The 16,983-nt window shown below is 67.3% G+C and carries 15 protein-coding genes; 10 read left to right on the forward strand and 5 right to left on the reverse strand.

Translation table 11 applies throughout. The features are described 5' to 3' along the window. Window positions 1-2: 2 nt before the first annotated feature. Together HNQ61_RS25950 and HNQ61_RS25955 are read right to left on the reverse strand one after the other, a co-directional pair. On the reverse strand, window positions 3-632 hold the full coding sequence (locus HNQ61_RS25950; protein WP_170035244.1) for a hypothetical protein: 630 nt from the start codon (window positions 630-632) through the stop codon (window positions 3-5). Then, on the reverse strand, window positions 629-2,539 hold the full coding sequence (locus tag HNQ61_RS25955) for an ABC transporter ATP-binding protein (protein ID WP_170035245.1): 1,911 nt from the start codon (window positions 2,537-2,539) through the stop codon (window positions 629-631). The genes HNQ61_RS25950 and HNQ61_RS25955 overlap by 4 nt, the downstream gene beginning before the upstream one ends. Window positions 2,540-3,054: 515 nt before the next feature. Between HNQ61_RS25955 and coxB the strand changes: the two genes are divergently transcribed. The 10 genes from coxB (at window position 3,055) to HNQ61_RS26005 (ending at window position 10,818) form a co-directional block, all read left to right on the forward strand. Beyond that, on the forward strand, window positions 3,055-4,149 hold the full coding sequence (coxB, locus tag HNQ61_RS25960) for a cytochrome c oxidase subunit II (RefSeq protein WP_170035246.1): 1,095 nt from the start codon (window positions 3,055-3,057) through the stop codon (window positions 4,147-4,149). 102 nt (window positions 4,150-4,251) lie between these two features. Beyond that, window positions 4,252-6,201 carry a cytochrome c oxidase subunit I gene (gene ctaD, locus HNQ61_RS25965; protein WP_170035247.1) on the forward strand — a complete coding sequence of 650 codons (1,950 nt, stop codon included), beginning with the start codon at window positions 4,252-4,254 and terminating at the stop codon, window positions 6,199-6,201. A 105-nt stretch (window positions 6,202-6,306) separates the two neighbouring features. Continuing rightward, entirely contained in the window at window positions 6,307-6,954 is a 648-nt protein-coding gene (locus tag HNQ61_RS25970; RefSeq protein ID WP_170035248.1) for a cytochrome c oxidase subunit 3, read from the forward strand. A gap of 8 nt (window positions 6,955-6,962) precedes the next feature. Then, window positions 6,963-7,421: a cytochrome C oxidase subunit IV family protein gene (locus HNQ61_RS25975; protein ID WP_170035249.1), complete on the forward strand. Its 459-nt coding sequence runs from the start codon at window positions 6,963-6,965 to the stop codon at window positions 7,419-7,421. A gap of 25 nt (window positions 7,422-7,446) precedes the next feature. Next, window positions 7,447-8,349, forward strand: a complete 903-nt coding sequence (locus HNQ61_RS25980; protein WP_170035250.1) for a cytochrome c oxidase assembly protein — start codon at window positions 7,447-7,449, stop codon at window positions 8,347-8,349. A gap of 133 nt (window positions 8,350-8,482) precedes the next feature. Beyond that, window positions 8,483-8,899, forward strand: coding sequence for a hypothetical protein (locus HNQ61_RS25985; RefSeq protein ID WP_205761573.1), 417 nt, complete (start codon window positions 8,483-8,485; stop codon window positions 8,897-8,899). Window positions 8,900-9,264: 365 nt separating this feature from the next. Beyond that, window positions 9,265-9,474, forward strand: a complete 210-nt coding sequence (locus HNQ61_RS25990; protein ID WP_170035251.1) for a hypothetical protein — start codon at window positions 9,265-9,267, stop codon at window positions 9,472-9,474. Continuing rightward, the gene (locus tag HNQ61_RS25995; protein ID WP_170035252.1) at window positions 9,471-10,163 is read left to right on the forward strand and encodes a PIN domain-containing protein; all 693 of its coding nucleotides are present in this window, start codon (window positions 9,471-9,473) and stop codon (window positions 10,161-10,163) included. The genes HNQ61_RS25990 and HNQ61_RS25995 overlap by 4 nt, the downstream gene beginning before the upstream one ends. Further along, on the forward strand, window positions 10,124-10,336 hold the full coding sequence (locus HNQ61_RS26000; protein WP_170035253.1) for a hypothetical protein: 213 nt from the start codon (window positions 10,124-10,126) through the stop codon (window positions 10,334-10,336). Before HNQ61_RS25995 ends, HNQ61_RS26000 begins: the two co-directional genes overlap by 40 nt. After that, the gene (locus tag HNQ61_RS26005; RefSeq protein ID WP_170035254.1) at window positions 10,333-10,818 is read left to right on the forward strand and encodes a PIN domain-containing protein; all 486 of its coding nucleotides are present in this window, start codon (window positions 10,333-10,335) and stop codon (window positions 10,816-10,818) included. Before HNQ61_RS26000 ends, HNQ61_RS26005 begins: the two co-directional genes overlap by 4 nt. Window positions 10,819-10,899: 81 nt before the next feature. On the opposite strand, the gene HNQ61_RS26010 is transcribed toward HNQ61_RS26005, so the two are convergent. The 3 genes from HNQ61_RS26010 to HNQ61_RS26020 form a co-directional block, all read right to left on the reverse strand. Then, entirely contained in the window at window positions 10,900-11,625 is a 726-nt protein-coding gene (locus HNQ61_RS26010; protein ID WP_170035255.1) for a nucleotidyltransferase family protein, read from the reverse strand. Then, the gene (locus HNQ61_RS26015) at window positions 11,625-13,124 is read right to left on the reverse strand and encodes a RapZ C-terminal domain-containing protein (RefSeq protein WP_170035256.1); all 1,500 of its coding nucleotides are present in this window, start codon (window positions 13,122-13,124) and stop codon (window positions 11,625-11,627) included. Before HNQ61_RS26015 ends, HNQ61_RS26010 begins: the two co-directional genes overlap by 1 nt. Before the next feature lie 698 nt (window positions 13,125-13,822). Then, complete coding sequence (locus HNQ61_RS26020) at window positions 13,823-16,957, reverse strand: efflux RND transporter permease subunit (RefSeq protein WP_170035257.1); 3,135 nt, start codon at window positions 16,955-16,957, stop codon at window positions 13,823-13,825. Between the last annotated feature and the right edge of the window lie 26 nt (window positions 16,958-16,983).

Below are 16,983 nucleotides of genomic sequence, written 5' to 3' on the forward strand. Positions count from 1 at the left end.
CATTAACGGTAGTGAAGATGCCACAGCCTATCAAGCGCAGCCAGCGTAATCGTTTCCCCGGAGTCAGAGATGGCGCGAAGCAGGTCCAGGGCGTCGTTCGCGCCCTCTTTGCGGAGCGCATTCCGCAGGAATTCCTCATCCAGGCTGTCGCCGAAGCCCCTCAGCATCTCGATGGCCTGCGTACCGTGTCCCCAGTACTTCCAGTAGCGAAAACCCACGATTCTTTCGGCCAGCAGGGCTTCTTTCGTGATAACGCGCAACGTGAACGGGCCGACTGACACCTCGTCAGCCGGTTCCTCCATGTAGTTCCCGGGCACTTCCACGAACAGGTCATCGCGAACCCAGTGCCGCCCGCTCCGCCGCAATCCGAGTGAAAGGAAGACGTCGTTGATCGTCTCCCGCGTGCCGCGTTCAACCACGAAGTCCAGGTCGCTCGTTCGATACGCGTCGGGAACGTGGAATTCCAAGGCTCCTCCGCCGACGAGCGTGGCGCGCAGGCCGGACCGGTCGAGAGCGGTGGAGATGATCGCCGCGGAGAACGTCATCCGCTCCACGTGCTCGCGGTCGGAGTACCACGCCTCCTCCAGCGCGCCGCGCAGGTCGTCGTTGGCGAGGGGAGGCGCGGCGCTCACCGGTATCCCGCGGCCTGCAGGTTGAACAGCTCGGCGTAGCGGCCGCCCAGGGCCAGGAGTTCGTCGTGCGTCCCTTCCTCCAGCACGCGGCCGTGCTCCAGCACGATGATGCGGTCCGCCATGCGCACGGTGGAAAAGCGGTGCGAGATCAGGATCGCCATCTTCTCGTCCGTCAGCTCGGTGAAGCGCTGGAACACCTCGTACTCGGCGCGGGCGTCCAGCGCCGCCGTCGGCTCGTCGAGGATCAGGAGCTGCGCGTCGCGCATGTACGCGCGCCCCAGCGCCACCTTCTGCCACTGCCCGCCGGACAGGTCCACCCCGCCCTCGAAGCGCCGCCCCAGCATCTGCCGGTACCTGGCGGGCAGCGCCTCCACCACCTCCGAGGCCAGCGAGCGCCGCGCCGCGTCCACCACGCGCGGATGCTCATCGTCCCCGCCGGCCGCCAGCTCGCCGATGCGGCCGACCGCGATGTTTTCCTCGGCCGTCATGTCGTACCGCACGAAGTCCTGAAAGATGACGCCGGCCTGGTCGTACAGCTCCGCCGGGTCGTACTCGCCCAGAGGATGTCCGTCCAGCAGCAGCACGCCGCGCGTGGGCTCGTACAGCCGCGTGAGCAGCTTGGTGATGGTCGTCTTTCCCGCGCCGTTCTCGCCCACCAGCGCCAGCCGTTCGCCCGGCGCGATGCGGAGCGAGATTCCGCGCAGCACCCACGACGGATCATCCGACGGCGGATTGGCGGGCGCATCAGCGTCGTCGCCGGTGCCCGGGTAGCGGAACCACACATCGCGGAACTCGAATCCCTGGCGGATGGGCCGCGGAAATGGACGTGCGTTGTCCGGCCGGCGGATGGTGGGCTGCATCGCCAGAAAGGTGAACAGGTCGTCCAGATACAGCGCCTGCTCGTACAGGTCCGTCGTGGACAGCAGCATGCGCTGGATCAGGTCGCGCGAGCGGGAGAACGTTCCCGCCAGCAGCGTCAGGCTGCCCAGCGTCAGCCGTCCCAGCACCGTGCGGTACACGATGGTTCCGTAGGCCGCATAGTACCCCAGCGTGGACACCACCGTGAGCGCCGTGCTCACCAGGCTGCGGCGGATGGCGAGGCTGCGGTTGGCGGCGTAGAACTGGTCCGAAAGCAGGCGGTACTGCGCCACCAGAAAGGGCGACAGGCCAAAGAGCTTCACTTCCTTTGCCGTCGTATCCGACGCGCCGATCATGCGGTAGTAGTCCAGCCTGCGCCGCTCCGGCGTCCACTGGTACAGCAGCGAATAGCCGAGCGCGGCGAAGTGCGTTTCGCCCAGGAACGACGGCAGCACCGTCAGGACCAGGAGGACGAAGAGCAGGGGCGAAAAGGCCAGCAGCGTGCCGATGAGCGTCACCAGCGTGAGCGCGTCCTGCGCCAGGCCGAACATCTGCGCCAGCAGCGCGATGCGCCCCACCGTCTGCCGCCGCGCGCGCTCCAGCCGGTCGTAGAAGACGGGGTCCTCGAAGTGCTGCAGGTCCAGATCCGCCGCGTGCTCCATCAGCTGCACGCTCAGGCGGTTGCTGAACAGGTCGCCCAGCAGGCTTTCCAGCAGCGTTCCCGTGCGGGCCGCCACCTCGCCCACCACAACGATGCCGAACTCCAGCGCCACCAGGGACGAGATGCGGCGCCAGTCGGGCGTGCCCGCGCCGGCGGCGGCCACCACCTCGTCCACGATCAGCTTGCCGATCCAGAGCGTGGCGATGGGGACGAATGCGCGCAGCAGGCGCAGCGCGGCGATTCCCAGCACGTAGCCGCGGTGCGTGCGCCACACCATTCCCATGAACGGGGGAAGGTTGCGCATGGCGCGCAGCCGCTGCCTCCACGTGGGCTGTCCCTCCGTGGGCGAGCGGCGCTGCTGTCCGACGTGTGATCTAGCCTGTGCCATGAAGCCGGGTTCAGGGTGCGCGGATGAACGGTGAACATACCATGGGCGGGCGGGAGGGGAAGAGAGGAAGTGCGTGAGTGCGGGGTGCGTGAGTGCGTTAGTGCGAAAAGATGCGAGAGTACGAGGCGGAGGATGATTGTGCGTGCGCGGGAAGTGGCAACGCGGATGGGGATGGAAGGGCGGACCAGGCAGCAGCGCCGGGGATCCGGCGGGTTCATCCGCGGGGCCTTCCTGGCCCTTCTCCGTCGTTCGCACTCACGCACTCACGCACCCCGCACTCACGCACTGCTTTTGTAGGCCCTTTCCCTACATACAGACCCCGGCGCGCCCCTTACATTCCCGCCAAACAGGGCGGGGTGCGCCCCGCGCCGGCATGCCCGGCGCGGATACTGGCGCGCGCCGGAGGGGCGGCGTATTATGGCGCCCGGTCCGGGCCGCCGCCCTGTGCACGGCTCGCGCGCGCCCGCGCGCCCCGGCTCGCTGGACCCTTGCAGAACGCCGAACACCCACAGCCGATGAAGTCAGTTCTGACCGCCGCCGGGTCCCTCCGCCGGCTGCGCCCCGGACGGGCGCTGCGCAGCGGCCTGCCCGCGCTGCTCCCCGTGCTCCTCCTGCTGGCCTCGGCCTGCGGCGACGACCACCTGACGCGCTTTCCGCAGACGACGTTTGCCCCCGCCACCGAAATGGCGTCGGAGCAGATGTGGCTCTTCCACCTCACCATGTGGATGGGCATCGTCGTCGGCCTGCTGACGTTCGGCCTGATGGGCTGGATCCTGTGGAAGTTCCGCTACCGCCCCGGCGGCCCCGAGGCGCAGCAGTTCCACGGCAACACCACGCTCGAAATCGCGTGGACGCTGCTCCCCGCCCTGATCGTGGCGGTCATCGCGGTGTTCACCGTGCGCGCCATCTTCATCACGCAGCCCGAACCGCCGGCCAACGCGCTCAACGTGCGGGTCATCGGCAAGCAGTGGTGGTGGGAGTTCCAGTACGCGGTGGGCCGCGACACCATCATCACCGCCAACGAAATCCACGTTCCCGTGGGCCAGCCGGTACAGCTGCTGCTGGAAAGCGACAACGTGCTGCACTCCTTCTGGGTGCCGCAGATGGCGGGCAAGCGCGACCTGATCACCAACCGCGTCAACCGCCTCGTCTTCACCCCGCGCGAGCCGGGGGTGTACATGGGCCAGTGCGCCGAGTTCTGCGGCGACAGCCACGCGCTCATGAAGATGCGCCTGATCGCTCACACCCCCGACGGCTTCCGGCAGTGGCTGGAAAACGAGGCCCGTCCCGCGGTGGAGCCCACCGACAGCGCCTCGGCCGTGGCGGTGGGCAAGAAGCTGGTGACGCAGGGCGTGTGCGCCGGCTGCCACGTCATCAAGGGCACGCCCATGGTGGGGCGCACCGGCCCGGTGCTCACGCACTTCGGGCGGCGCCGCACGCTGGCCGCGGGAATCATGGAGAACAACGCGGCCAACCTGCACAGCTGGATCCGGAACGCGCCGGCCGTGAAGCCGGGTTCCAAGATGCCGCAGCTCGGGGGCGACGTTCAGAACGCGCTTTCCGACGAACAGATCTCGTACATCGTGGCCTACCTGCAGTCTCTGCAGTAGGCGCGGCACTCCGGCAGCTACGCCCGCCCCCGCCCGGCGGGGGCGCGCTTCCGTGATCAGGCGACCGGGCCAGTCCGGCGCCCCGAACCCGATGGAGTAGGAATGGCATCAACCGCTACGGTGGCGGCTCCGCACAGCCTGGCCGCCGCCCACCCCGAGCCGCGGGGGCTGTGGAGCTGGATCACCACGGTCGACCACAAGCGCATCGGCATTCTGTACGGCGCCACGGCGTTCTTCTTCTTCCTGGTCGGCGGCCTCGAGGCGCTGCTGATCCGGGTGCAGCTGGCCGTGCCCAACAACAACTTCGTCAGCGCCGACCTGTACAACCAGCTGTTCACGGTGCACGCGCTGACGATGATCTTCGGCGCGCTGATGCCGCTTACGGCGGCGCTGTTCAACTACATGGTGCCGCTGCAGATCGGCGCCCGGGACGTGGCGTTCCCGCGGTTGAACGCGCTGTCGTACTGGATCTACCTGTTCGGCGTGCTGTTCTTCAACACCGGCATGCTGCTGAAGCTGGGGCCCAACTCGGGGTGGTTCGCGTACGCGCCCATCACCACCAAGCAGTTTTCGCCCGGGCTCAACATGGACTTCTACGTCCTGGGCCTGCAGATCCTGGGTCTGTCGTCGATCCTGGCGTCGCTCAACTTCATCGTGACGATCGTCAACATGCGTGCGCCGGGAATGCGGCTCATGCGCATGCCGATCTTCACCTGGATGACGCTGATCACCAACGTGCTGATCGTCACGGCCATGGCGGTGTTCACCATCGCCGTGACCGAGCTGATGTTTGACCGCGTGTTCGGCAGCGCCTTCTACGACATCAACAAGGGCGCCGACCCGCTGCTGTGGCAGCACCTGTTCTGGATGTTCGGCCACCCCGAGGTGTACATCCTGATCCTGCCCATCATGGGCATGGTGTCGGAGGTGATTCCCACCTTCAGCCGCAAGCCGCTGTTCGGCTACAACGTCATGGTGTTCTCGGGCGTGCTGATCGGCTGGCTGGGGTGGGGCGTGTGGAGCCACCACATGTTCGCCACCGGCATGGGCCCCATCGCCGACAGCTTCTTTTCGCTGTCCACCATGCTGATCGCGATTCCCACGGGCATCAAGATCTTCAACTGGCTGGGCACGCTGTGGGGCGGCAGCATCCGCTTCACCACCGCCATGCTGTTTTCGCTGGCCTTCCTGGCCATGTTCACCATCGGCGGCATCTCGGGCGTGATGCACGCGGCGGCGCCCAGCGACCTGCAGCAGACCGACACGTACTTCGTGGTGGCGCACATCCACTACGTGTTCTTCGGCGGCACGGTGCTGGGGCTGTGGTCCGGCATCTACTACTGGTATCCCAAGGTGTTCGGCCGCCTGCTCAGCGAGCGCGCAGGCCAGGTGCACTTCTGGCTCACCCTGGTGGGCATGAACATCACCTTCTTCCCCATGCACTTTCTGGGGATGCTGGGCATGCCGCGGCGCATCTTCACCTACGCCGACAACATGGGCTTCAACGAGATGAACGCCCTGATCTCGGCGGGCTCGTTCATCCTGGCGCTGGGCACCCTGGTGTTCGCCATCAACCTGGCGCTGTCGTGGAAGTTCGGGCGGCGCGCGGGGGCCAACCCGTGGGGCGCTTCCACGCTGGAGTGGAGCATTCCCTCGCCGCCGCCGGTGTACAACTTCGCCGTGATCCCCATCGTGCATTCGCGCATGCCCCTGTGGGAGGGCGACGCGGCCAAGTCCAGCGGAATTCCGCATGGACGGGTGGAGGAAGAGACGGAGCAGGTGACGCTGATGGGACGCAAGGTGGGCGAGGTGGCCGATCCGGAATCGGACGTGAACGTGATGTCGCCGCACCAGGACATCCACCTGCCGCCCCCGTCGTACTGGCCCATCGTGCTGGCGGCCGGTATTTCGATGATCTTCATCGGCCTGCTGTTCCGCAACGTGGGCGGCGCGGCGCACAATCTGTGGTTCATGACGCCCGCGGGCGCGCTGCTGACGGTGGTGGCCATCTACGCCTGGGCCTTCGAGCCGGGGCACAGCCACGAGCACTGAACAGAAAGTGCCCCGTTCCCGGTGCCAGAGTGTCCGGCACCGGGTACCGGGCACTGAGCACCGGGAACAGCTTCTACGCCGTCGCTCTTTCTTGAACATCGGACGATGAACCAAACTCACGCGCTGGATCACGCGCATCCGGCCCACCTGGACACCAGCACCGGGCTGGACAACCGCAAGCTCGCCTTCTGGGGCTTCATCGGCTCGGAGTGCCTGCTGTTCGGCTCGCTGATCGCCACGTACATGGCGTACAAGGGCAACAGCATCGCCGGGCCCACGCCGCACGGCGACTGCTGGAAGGGCGTGCCCTGCGTAAACCCGGGGCACGGCATCTTCAACCTGCCGCTCACCACCGCCAGCACGTTCATTCTGCTGGTGAGTTCGGTGTTCATGGTGCTGGCGCTGAACTACACGCAGCGCGGCGAGCGGATGAAGAGCGCGCTCTGGCTGTTCATGACGGCCTTTGGCGGCAGCATCTTCCTGGGGTGCCAGGTCTACGAGTTCACGCACTTCTACCACGAGGGGCTCACGCTGGGCACCAGCCTGTTCAGCAGCAGCTTCTACCTGCTCACGGGCTTTCACGGCGCCCACGTCACCGCCGGCGTGCTGTACCTGATGACGCTGGCGTGGATGGCCTACCGCGGACGCATCGGGCCGGAAAAGGCGCTCAACGTGGAGCTGGCCGGCCTGTACTGGCACTTCGTGGACGTAATCTGGATCGTGATCTTCCCCCTCGTGTACCTGATCAAGTAAGCGAGCCGATGAGCAGCGAAACGCACGAGATGGCACACGGGGCGCACGCGCATCCCACCAACCGCTTCTACCTCATCATCGGCCTGATTCTGCTGGTGCTGACGGGGCTGGAGGTGCTGGGGTACATGGGTGAAACCAGCGGCGCGCTCAGCAGCGGCATGTCCGCCATCATCATCCTGGTGCTGTCGGCCGCCAAGTTCATTCTGGTGGTCGCGTACTACATGCACCTCAAGTTCGATCACAAGCTGTTCACCGGGGTATTCCTGTTTCCGGCGGCGCTCGCGATCCTGGTGATCGGCAGCATGATCATGCTGTTCCACATTCTGCACGGAACGGCGACCCGCTACCCGGGTCACGGAACGCTGACCAACAACGAGTCGGTGCACGGGCCGGCCACGGCGCCGCGGGAAAATCCCGGCGCGCCCACCACGCCCAGCACGGGTGAGGCGTCGCCGACGCCGCACTGACCTCACCGCGGTACGAGGTTCTGCAATGCAGTCTGCGGTTCTGGGTCTCGCCCTGCTTCACGGGGGCGAGACCTTTTCCTGGAGTGAATGGAAGGTCTACCCCAGCTTCATGGCGGGGTGGCTGCTCCTGGGCGGCGCCTACTTTCTGGCCATCGGGCCGTTGCGGCACCGCTTCGCGGGGGCGTCGCCGGTGTCGGCCAGGAAGGTGGCCTCGTTCACGGCCGGCCTGCTGATGATGTTCGCCTCGCTGCAGGGCCCGCTGCACGAGCTGAGCGACTACTTTCTCTTCAGCGCGCACATGGTTCAGCACTTGGTGCTGATTCTGATGATGCCGCCCTTTCTGCTGTACGGCACCCCCGACTGGATGCTGCGCCCGCTGGTGCGCCGCCGGTGGGGATACTTGGCCGCGCGGGCCATCACCTTTCCGCTGATCGCCTTTGCGCTCAACAACATCATCTTTCTGGCGTGGCACTTTCCCGGTCCGTACGACCTGATGATGCGCAACCACAACGTTCACATCACCATGCACCTGATGATCATGGTGACGGGGACGATCATGTGGTGGCCCGTCATGAGCCCGCTGCCGGAGCTTCCGCGCGTGGCGCCGGTGCTTCAGATGGTGTACCTGTTCCTGGTGGGGATTCCCATGATGGTCTCCGCCGCGCTGATCACGTTTTCGCAGAGCGAGCTGTACAGCTGGTACGTGGAGGCGCCGCGGCTGATTTCGTCGCTGTCGGCGCTGGAAGACCAGCGGCTGGGCGGGGTGATCATGTGGGTGCCGGGGGGGCTTACGCTCTGGCTGGCCATCACCGCCGTGTACTTTCGCTGGACCAACCGCGAGCGCATCGAGGACGAGGCCGTCACCCTGTCGCAGCCGCGCGTGAACCGCGCCGGCCTGGTGGTGCCGCCCGTGACCGGCGTCCGCTGAAACGTTCGATCGTGACGATGACCGCCGCCGCCCGGCTCTGTGCCGGGCGGCGGCTTTTTCATGCGCGCCACCCGAACGCCGTGTCTCGGGCGGACCGTCCTGCGGCCGTGCCTGACGAACCTGGGTATTTGTGATGAACGATCGTGTGATGCCGATGCCCGGCAACGGCGACAGTGTGTGGGCGGGGATGGGCGACTACACCCTGATCGGCCCGGACGGCCGCCACGAGGTGTCGCTGCGGTACGCGGGCGAGCCGCCGCACGGCGATAGCTGCCACGAGCTGCGCGCGGACGGCGTGCTCCTCCCCGGCCTGGCGTGGGGGTGCAACTTCGCCTTTACGCCGGACGGGCGGTATTTCGCCGCAAGCTGGATAGCCGAGCGGTACGAGCGCAGGACGATCATCATCGATCTGGATGAGCGGCGCTACCTGGTGCTCCCCATCTACATCTACGACTTCCGCTTTGTCTGGCCGACGCTCGCCGGTGCTGGCGACCACCAGCAGCTGCGCTACGACTTCCACGGCCGGGAGCGCTGGACGCCGTACTCCTGATCGTATCGCGGACCGTCGGCCTGCGGGCTGGCCCTGCCCGGCCCGCCGCATCCGAGGGCAGGACCACGGTAGACAATCGAAAGCCACCCGCCGGCATCGGGGTGGTTTTTCGTCATGTCGGGAAACGGGTCCGCACGGTGGCGGCTCGCGGTATTTGATGTGCGGAGCGAACAGTTTATCTTGTTCTCCTGACGGAGTGGACAACGCCGCATGACGGGACGGACATGCCGGCTGGTTCACCCGCACCGTCCGCGATCGCGTGCGAGCGGCAAGCGCGGCCCCACCTCGCGCGCTCAGCCGTGACGATTCCACCCGCTCGGTGGACATCCCGACCGTCAAATCTGCGACCTAACCCCGAGGAGATCATGTCCGAGGCGCATGCAAGCACCAATGACAGTGTCCAGGCCGAGCTTGATTGGCAGGCCCGCCGGAAGAAGTGGGAGGAGGCGGGAGTTGTCGTGCCGGTGCGGACTACTGGAGTCAAGATCGACTGGGAGGCTCTGCGTTTTCTCCCGTTCACCGAACAGGAGGTGAGCCGCATGCTCGTGGAACTGCGCCGTTCGGGACGCCTGTGAAGCTGTATTTTCTGGATTCGTCAGCGATCGTCCGCCTGTACGTGGTTGAGCCGGGCTGGTCGACGGTTCGGGAACTCGTGCGTGGCGCAGCCGCCGATCCTCCGCGAGCACGCATCTGTGCATGTGACCTCGCGCTCCCGGAGACCATCTCGGCGCTTCAGCAGATCTCCACGGGGCCGAACGCCGGCCGGAGAGGACTCAGTCCGGCCGCGTACCGTCGCACGCTGCCGCTGGTACGCGCACAGATGCTGGAAACCGAGGCAGCCGTGAGCATCACGGCAAGCAGCTGCATCCCGCTTGCGGCCGATGTGGTCGACAGGCGAAAGGTCCGGGGCGCGGATGCCGTCCACATCGCCGCTGCGCTGACCGCACGTGAGACGATGGGCACCGGATTGCCTTTCGTGTTCGTGAGCGGGGATGCACGGCAGTGCCGCGCGGCTGAAGAGGAGGGCCTGCCCGTGTGCAGATCTGAACAGGAGAGCCGCTCGCGGAGAGGGTGTAGCGGTCCGGGACCCCAAACCGTGTCAGCACGTTGGCTGCTCGCGGTATCTGGTGTCCAGATAGCCTGGTTCGTCGTAGTCGGGATCGCTGGCGGTAAGGACGCGTTCCTCACCGCCCAGGAATGGAATGCAAAACCCGGGAGATTCGAATGTCCAAGAAGAAGGTGGGTTCAGCGCCTGATCCGGTGAAGCCGGAGCCGCATCCGGACGACGTGGCGTTTCAGCGCTGCATGGCGGAGCGTGGCGTCACGATCCGTATTCCCAATCCGGCTCCCGACTGGGAGTTGCCGGAGCCAATCCACGTAGAGGGGGAATTGGCCAGTGAAGCACTCATCCGGCTCCGGCGGGCAACCCGTCTGTGAAACGATATTTTCTGGACTCTTCCGCCATCGTAAAACTCTACGTGGTAGAACCGGGCTCTCAGACCGTCCGCGATCTGTTCCGGAACTCGGCTCAGGTTTCCACGAGAGACCGCGTACTCGTTTGCGATCTGGCGTTGCCGGAAACCGTTTCCGCGCTGCAGCAGATCGCACGTGGTCCGTCTGCCGCACGCAAGGGACTTAGCGTGTCGGCCCTACGGCGGACGCTGCCTCGCGTTCAAGCCGACTTCAACGGCGCGATCCCGATCCACATGAATGCCGTATCCGAATGCATGCGTGAGGCGGTCCCGATCATCGAGCGGCAGCAGCTTCGTCCTGGTGATGCGCTCCACGTCGCGTCGGCGTTGCTCGTCCAGCAGAACATCCCCGCAGAGGATGAACTCACGTTCGTAAGCGCGGACCAGAAGCACTGCGACGCTGCACGCAGGGAGGGTTTACGCGTTCTTGCTCTGCCGGGGGCGTGAACGGCAGAGCATACGTAGAACGCCGCGCGACGGAGAGTCGCGCGGCGTTGAATCCGATTCAGCTTGGCGTAACCGGAGTCGTCAGGCGGGGAAGCGCTGGCGCGCCGCCTCCAGCTGCTCCGGGCGGCCGATGTCCAGCCAGGCGCAGCCATCCACGCGGTAGGGCATGATCCGCTCGCCCGCGGCCGCAAGCCGCAGGTACGGCTCCAGGATGCTGAACGCGCCGGTCTCCGTCAGCAGGTCCAGAAAGCGCGGGGAAAGCACGTGCACGCCCGCGAACGGGAGCGCGGTCACGGCGCCGCGGGCCGGGCGCACGCGCAGGTCCACGCCCTTGCTCTCATCCACGCGCCCCAGAAGTCCGTCCTCGTCAAAGAGCAGCTTGCGGGCGGAGGGCCGGTCCAGCACCGCCACCGTCACCAGCGGATCGCCCGCCGCGTGGTGCGCGGCGAGCAGGTCGTCCAGCGACAGGTCGGTGGCGATGTCGGCGTTGTGCAGAAAGAACGGCCCGTCGCGGCGAAACAGGGGACGCGCTGCCAGCAGCGCGCCGCCGGTTTCCAGCGGCCCCGGGTCCTCGCGCGAAAACACGGCCTCCACGCCAAAGCCGTCGTGCGCGCGGACGTAGTCCTCGATCTGCTCGGCCAGGTACGCGGTGTTGATGATGAGCCGGTCCGCGCCGGCGGCGATCAGGCGGCGGGCGACGCGCTCCAGCATGGGCACGCCGCCGACCTCGATCATCGCCTTGGGCGTGTGGTCCGTCAGCGGGCGCAGGCGCGTGCCCAGCCCCGCCGCCAGGATCATGGCGTCCATCAGCCGCGCTCCTGCGCGCCGGCGGCGGCGCCGGCCATCTGCGCCATCGCCAGCTCCCGGTCCGGCCAGTGGTCCTGCTCGCGGTGCGTAACCACCACGTGCACCGAGGGATAGTTGGCGCGCAGGTAAGCGGCCAGCCGCTCGGAAAAATACACTGAGCGGTGCTGCCCGCCGGTGCACCCGAAGTTGACGCTCAGCGAACTGAAGCCGCGCGTAAGCCACACGCCCACGTGGTGCTCGGCCAGGCCGCGCACGTGCATCCAGAAATCCTCCACTTCCGGCAGGCTTTCCAGAAAGTCCTTCACGGGCTCGTCGCAGCCGCACAGGCTGGCGTATTCCGTGTAGCGTCCCGGGTTGTGCACTGCGCGGCAGTCGAACACGAAGCCGCCGCCGTGGCCGCCCGCATCGTCCGGGTAGCCGCGCTTGAAGCTGAAGCTGCCGGTGTACACGGTCAGCCCGGGCTGTGGCGTGGGCTGCTTCTTTCGCAGCGTGGTGCTGCCGCAGATCGTCTCCAGCACGGCGCGAAGCTCCGGCAACTCCACCGGCACGAAGCCCGTTTCCAGCAGCCGTTCCACGTTGCGGATGGCCTGCGGCACGCTCTGCAGAAAGCGCGGCTTGCGCTCAAAGAAGCCGCGGTAGCCGTACGCGCCCATTGCCTGGAGGATGCGCACCAGCGTGTATCCGCGCAGGTGCTGGCGAAAGCGCTCGCGGTCCACCGGCATCCGCTTTTCCAGCTGCTCCAGGTAGTGCTCCAGCAGTTCCTCGCGCAGCGGCTCCGTCAAGCCCACCTTGGGGTCGTACAGCAGCGAGGCCACGTCGTACTGCAGCGCGCCGCGGCGGCCGCCCTGGTAGTCGATGAACCAGGGCTCGCCATCGCGCACCATCACGTTGCGCGACTGGAAGTCGCGATACAGAAAGTGCCGCGTGTCGGCGCCCAGCAGGAAGGTGGCGAAGCGGCGGAAATCCTTTTCCAGCCGCGCCTCGTTAAACGGAATGTGCGCCAGCTTCAGAAAGTGGTACTTGAAGTAGTTCAGGTCCCACAGAATGGATTGCCGGTCGAACGCCGCGCGCGGGTACGCCACGGAGTAGTCCACCGCCTGCCCGCCCTCCACCTGAAACTGCGGCAGGATCTCCAGGATGCGCCGGTAGACGGGGAGCATGGCGGCGGGGAAGTCCGCGTCCGGATCGGCCTGGCGGGCCTGGCTCACGGCGTCGAACAGCGTCGTTTCGCCCAGGTCCTCCTCGATGTACACGCCGGCCTTCTTGTCGACCGCGTACACCTCGGGGACGGGAAGGCCGATGCCGCGGAACGCGCGCGAAAACGCCAGAAACGCGCGGTTCTCGTCCGGGTCCGGGCCCACGACGCCCACCGCCGTCTCCATGTTTTCGCCCACCAGGCGCACCATCTTGCGCGCGGAGCCGTCCCCGGCGATCTCGAGAATGCTCACCGGCGGCGCGCCGAAGTGCTGCTTGAAGAGCCTGCGAAAAGTCTTGTCCACTGCGCAATCGGGTTGGAGCGAATACGGCCGCGTCTGATGACCGGTGCAAGCTACAGCCGCAACGGTGGTGCCGTAACCGCGCGCATGGTGTGGACGGGGCGTTCCGGGCGGGGAAACTGCTGGAAAAAAAAGAAGTTGCGGGCGTGTCCCTGCGCTGCGCTCCGGGTCGGGCTTCGCGCGCCGTAGGCAACGATACAACTGTTGCCAACGGCGCCGAGCCCCCGGTTCGCGCCATGGTTGATCTCGCCGAGCGAACCCGGTGCGCGCGCGAACCGGGTTCTCGGCCCTGCGGGCGCGAATCCCTCACGCGGGGATCAGCGCGTGGCGTCGTCCGTGCGGCCGCGGCGCGACGGTCGGAGAGTTCGTGCGTGTCGGCGGATCACCGCCCGGCGGTTGAAACCGCGCCTCGAAAAACACGAAGTCCGCCTGCGCGGACTGCGGAGGCGGACGACTTGTCGATCCCACAATGCAGTTGAAGCCCCGAACCGGACGCGCCAGCGGCCGGTGTCGGGGCTTACCGCTGTTTGAGCGGCGGATTCCATTCGCTCACGATGCGCGCGCTCCGCACCGATACGGTCGACGGGACTGATCCCGCCGTTGCAGGTGAAGTCCCCCATCTGTTCGGGAGACTTTCCGCAGTTGTTGCGGCAAATCATCTGCTTCCGCGAGAGCCGTCCAGCAGGCCCGATCTCAGCCGATCAGACGTTCGCCGTCTCGGCCCGGGCGGGCGCCGCGACCCCGGCGATTTCGATCAGCGAAGCGCGCAGGCGGCGGCGCTCGGGGCCGCGCTCAAAAAGGAGGTACAGCGCGGGGAGCACGGTCAGCACCAGGACGGTGCTGCTCGCCAGCCCGCCGAGCAGGGAATAGCCGAGCGCGTTCCAGATGTTGGCGTCCGCCGCCTCGCTGAACAGCACCAGCGGCAGCAGCCCCAGGATGGTGACCGCGCTGGTCATCAGAATGGGCCGCACCCGCTCCAGCGTACCGCGCAGCACCGCCTCGCGCAGCGGCAGCCCCCCGCCGCGGCGAAGCTGGTTCACGTGATCCACGAGCAGCGTGGCGTTGTTGGTCACCACGCCGCCCATCATGATCACGCCGATGAACGCCTCGCGCGAGAAGCTGGCGTTCGTAAAGAAGAAGACGAGAAACACGCCGATCAGCGCCATCGGCACGGTCAGCAGCACGCACAGCGGCTGGCGCAGCGACTCGAACAGCGCGGCGGTGACCATGAAGACGAGGAGCAGTGAAATGCCCAGCACCCCGTAGATCTGCGTCCGCTCGTCATCCGACCACTTCCACTCCTCCTTGCCCACCAGCGTGTAGCCGGCGGGAAGGCGGGTGGCGCGGATCACCGCGGCGTGCACCTTGTCGCCCAGCTTGTTGGGGCCGCGGAACTCGTAGCTCACCGTGCGCTGGTACTGCTGGTCCTCGCGGACGATGCTGTTGAGCACCTCGCGCTCGTCCAGCCGCGCCACGTCGCCCACGCGCACCGCGCCGCCGCCCGGCGCGGGGATCAGCAGGTTCTGCATCTGCCCCACGTCCATGGCCTGGTGCCCCTGCAGCGCGACGGAAAAAGTCAGTTCCTCGTCACCCAGCCGCAGAAACCCGCGCTGCCCGTTGCGCCCGATGGCGGCGTTCACCCGGCGCACCAGCTCCGCGGCGGTGATGCCGTGCGCCGCCATCCGCTCGCGGTCCACCCGCAGCACCACCTCCGTGGCGCGGTCGCGCGTGAACCACGAGCCCGACGAGTTGGTGTCCACATCCTGAATGCGCGAAAAGCGCTGCAGCCGGCGCCCCACGTCTTCGGCGATCTCGCGCACCCGCTCGTAGTTGTAGCCCAGCACCTTGATGCTGTAGTTGGGCGGCGACCCGCCCCCGCCGTAGAACGACGGCCCGTAGCCGTGCACCTGCACCTCGGTGCCGCCGTACAGGTGGCTGTACGCCTCCATCTGCTCCTTGATGGAGATGGGGACGGAGGTTTCCTGCAGCGAGTCGGGAAAGTCCACCCGCACCTGCGCCGCCTGCGGGTACACGTGTGTCGTGAAGCGGGCGACCTCCGGCATGGCGGCCAGCCGCGCCTCGAACGAGCGCACCAGCTCGTCCGTGCGGTCCAATTCCTCGCCGCGCGGCATGTCGAAGTTGATGCTGATGTACGACTGCTGGCTTCCCCACGCCCGCCACACGGTGCCGCGGGTGACGTACTTGTCAAACAGCAGCCACGATCCGCCCAGCATGAGCGCCGACGCCAGCACCGCCGCCCAGGGCCAGCGCAGCGTGCCGCCCAGCATGGCCGCGTACAGGCGCAGGTACAGCGGCGGCCGCGCCGGCGCGGGGCGCTCGCGAATGCTGCGCACCCGTCCCGCCAGCAGCCGCCCGGCCAGCGCGGGGGTGAAGCTGAACGTGACGAAGAGCGAGGCGATGTTGGTGAACCCCACCACGATGGCCAGCGGCACGTAAAAGAGCCGCACCTCGCCCTGCAGGTACACGAAGGGGATGAAGACGATGATGGTCGTCAGCGTGGCCGCGAGCACGGGAAGCACCATCTCGCGCGCGCCACGCTCCGCGGCGGTGGGGGCGTCGGGCGCGGTGCGGGCGTGCGTGTACACGTTCTCCAGCACCACCACCGCGTTGTCGATGATGAGCCCGAAGCCCATCGCCAGCCCCATCAGCGTCAGCACGTTCAGCGTGAGCCCGCCGAAGTAGATGAGGTTGAGGGTGATGAGGGCGGAAAAGGCGATGCTGGAAAAGACGATGGCCGCCGAGCGGACGGAGCGGAGGAAGAGGAAGAGGACCACGAACACGATCAGCGCCGACGAGAGCGCCCGGCCGCGCAGGTCCGTCAGCTGGGTGCGGACGGCCTCGCTTTCGTCCGTGTCCAGAAGGAGGCGCGCCCCGCCGGGAAGAGCCGCGTCCAGGGTGGCGGCGCGCGCCTTGGCCGCGTCCGCCACGTGCACCACGTTGGTGCCGATCTCCTTGACCACCTGAAAGGAAACGGCGGGGTGCCCGTTGATGCGGTACAGCGTCGTGGGATCCTCATACGTGTCGCGCACCGTCGCCACGTCCGACAGGCGCACCATGCGCCCCTTGTCCGTGGCCAGCGGCAGCGACCGCAGCCGCTCCGCGGAGCCCGCGTGCTCGCGGATGGCGACGGTGTAGCGCATTCCGCCCCGCTCCACGCTTCCCGCCTCGCGCACGTCCTCCAGATCGCGCACCCGCTGGCGCACCGTTTCCGGCGACAGCCCCAGCGCCAGAATGCGCGGCTCGTCCAGCGCGATCTCCAGCATGCGCGCGCGCCCGCCGAAGCCCTGCACCGCGGCCACCCCGTCCACCTGCCGCAGCTCCGGCGCCACCTGCTCGTCCAGCACCGTCCGCAGCGCTTCCGCCGTCATGGGCCCGGTGAGCGTGTAGCGCAGGAACGGGCGGTTCTGCTCGGCGAACTCCTCGGGAACGTACGGCTCCACCAGCGGACGGCCGGCGCCTTCCGGAAGCGACGCGTCCATGGCGGCCAGGCGCTCGCTCAGGTCCATCCGCGCAAAGTTCATGTCGGCGCTGCGCGCGAACTCCACGTCCACCCGGCCGCGCCCCTCCTCGGAGGTGGAGGTCACCTTTTCCACCCCGCGCACCTGCTGCACGGCCGCCTCGATGGGCGAGGTAAGGAACGCCTCCGTGACCTCCGGCGAGGCGCCGCGCCACGTGGCGGTAATGCGCAGCCGGGGAAGCTCCGTGTCCGGCAGCAGCTCCAGCGGCACCCGGAACCACGAGGCCACGCCCAGCAGCGCCAGCGCGCAGTACAGCATGCCCACCGCCACGGGCCGGCGGATGGAAAAGCGGATCATGCGGCGCGCCCCTTCCTCCGGGCGCG

It is taken from the genome of Longimicrobium terrae (assembly GCF_014202995.1).
In the GTDB taxonomy this organism is placed as follows: Bacteria; Gemmatimonadota; Gemmatimonadetes; order Longimicrobiales; family Longimicrobiaceae; genus Longimicrobium; species Longimicrobium terrae.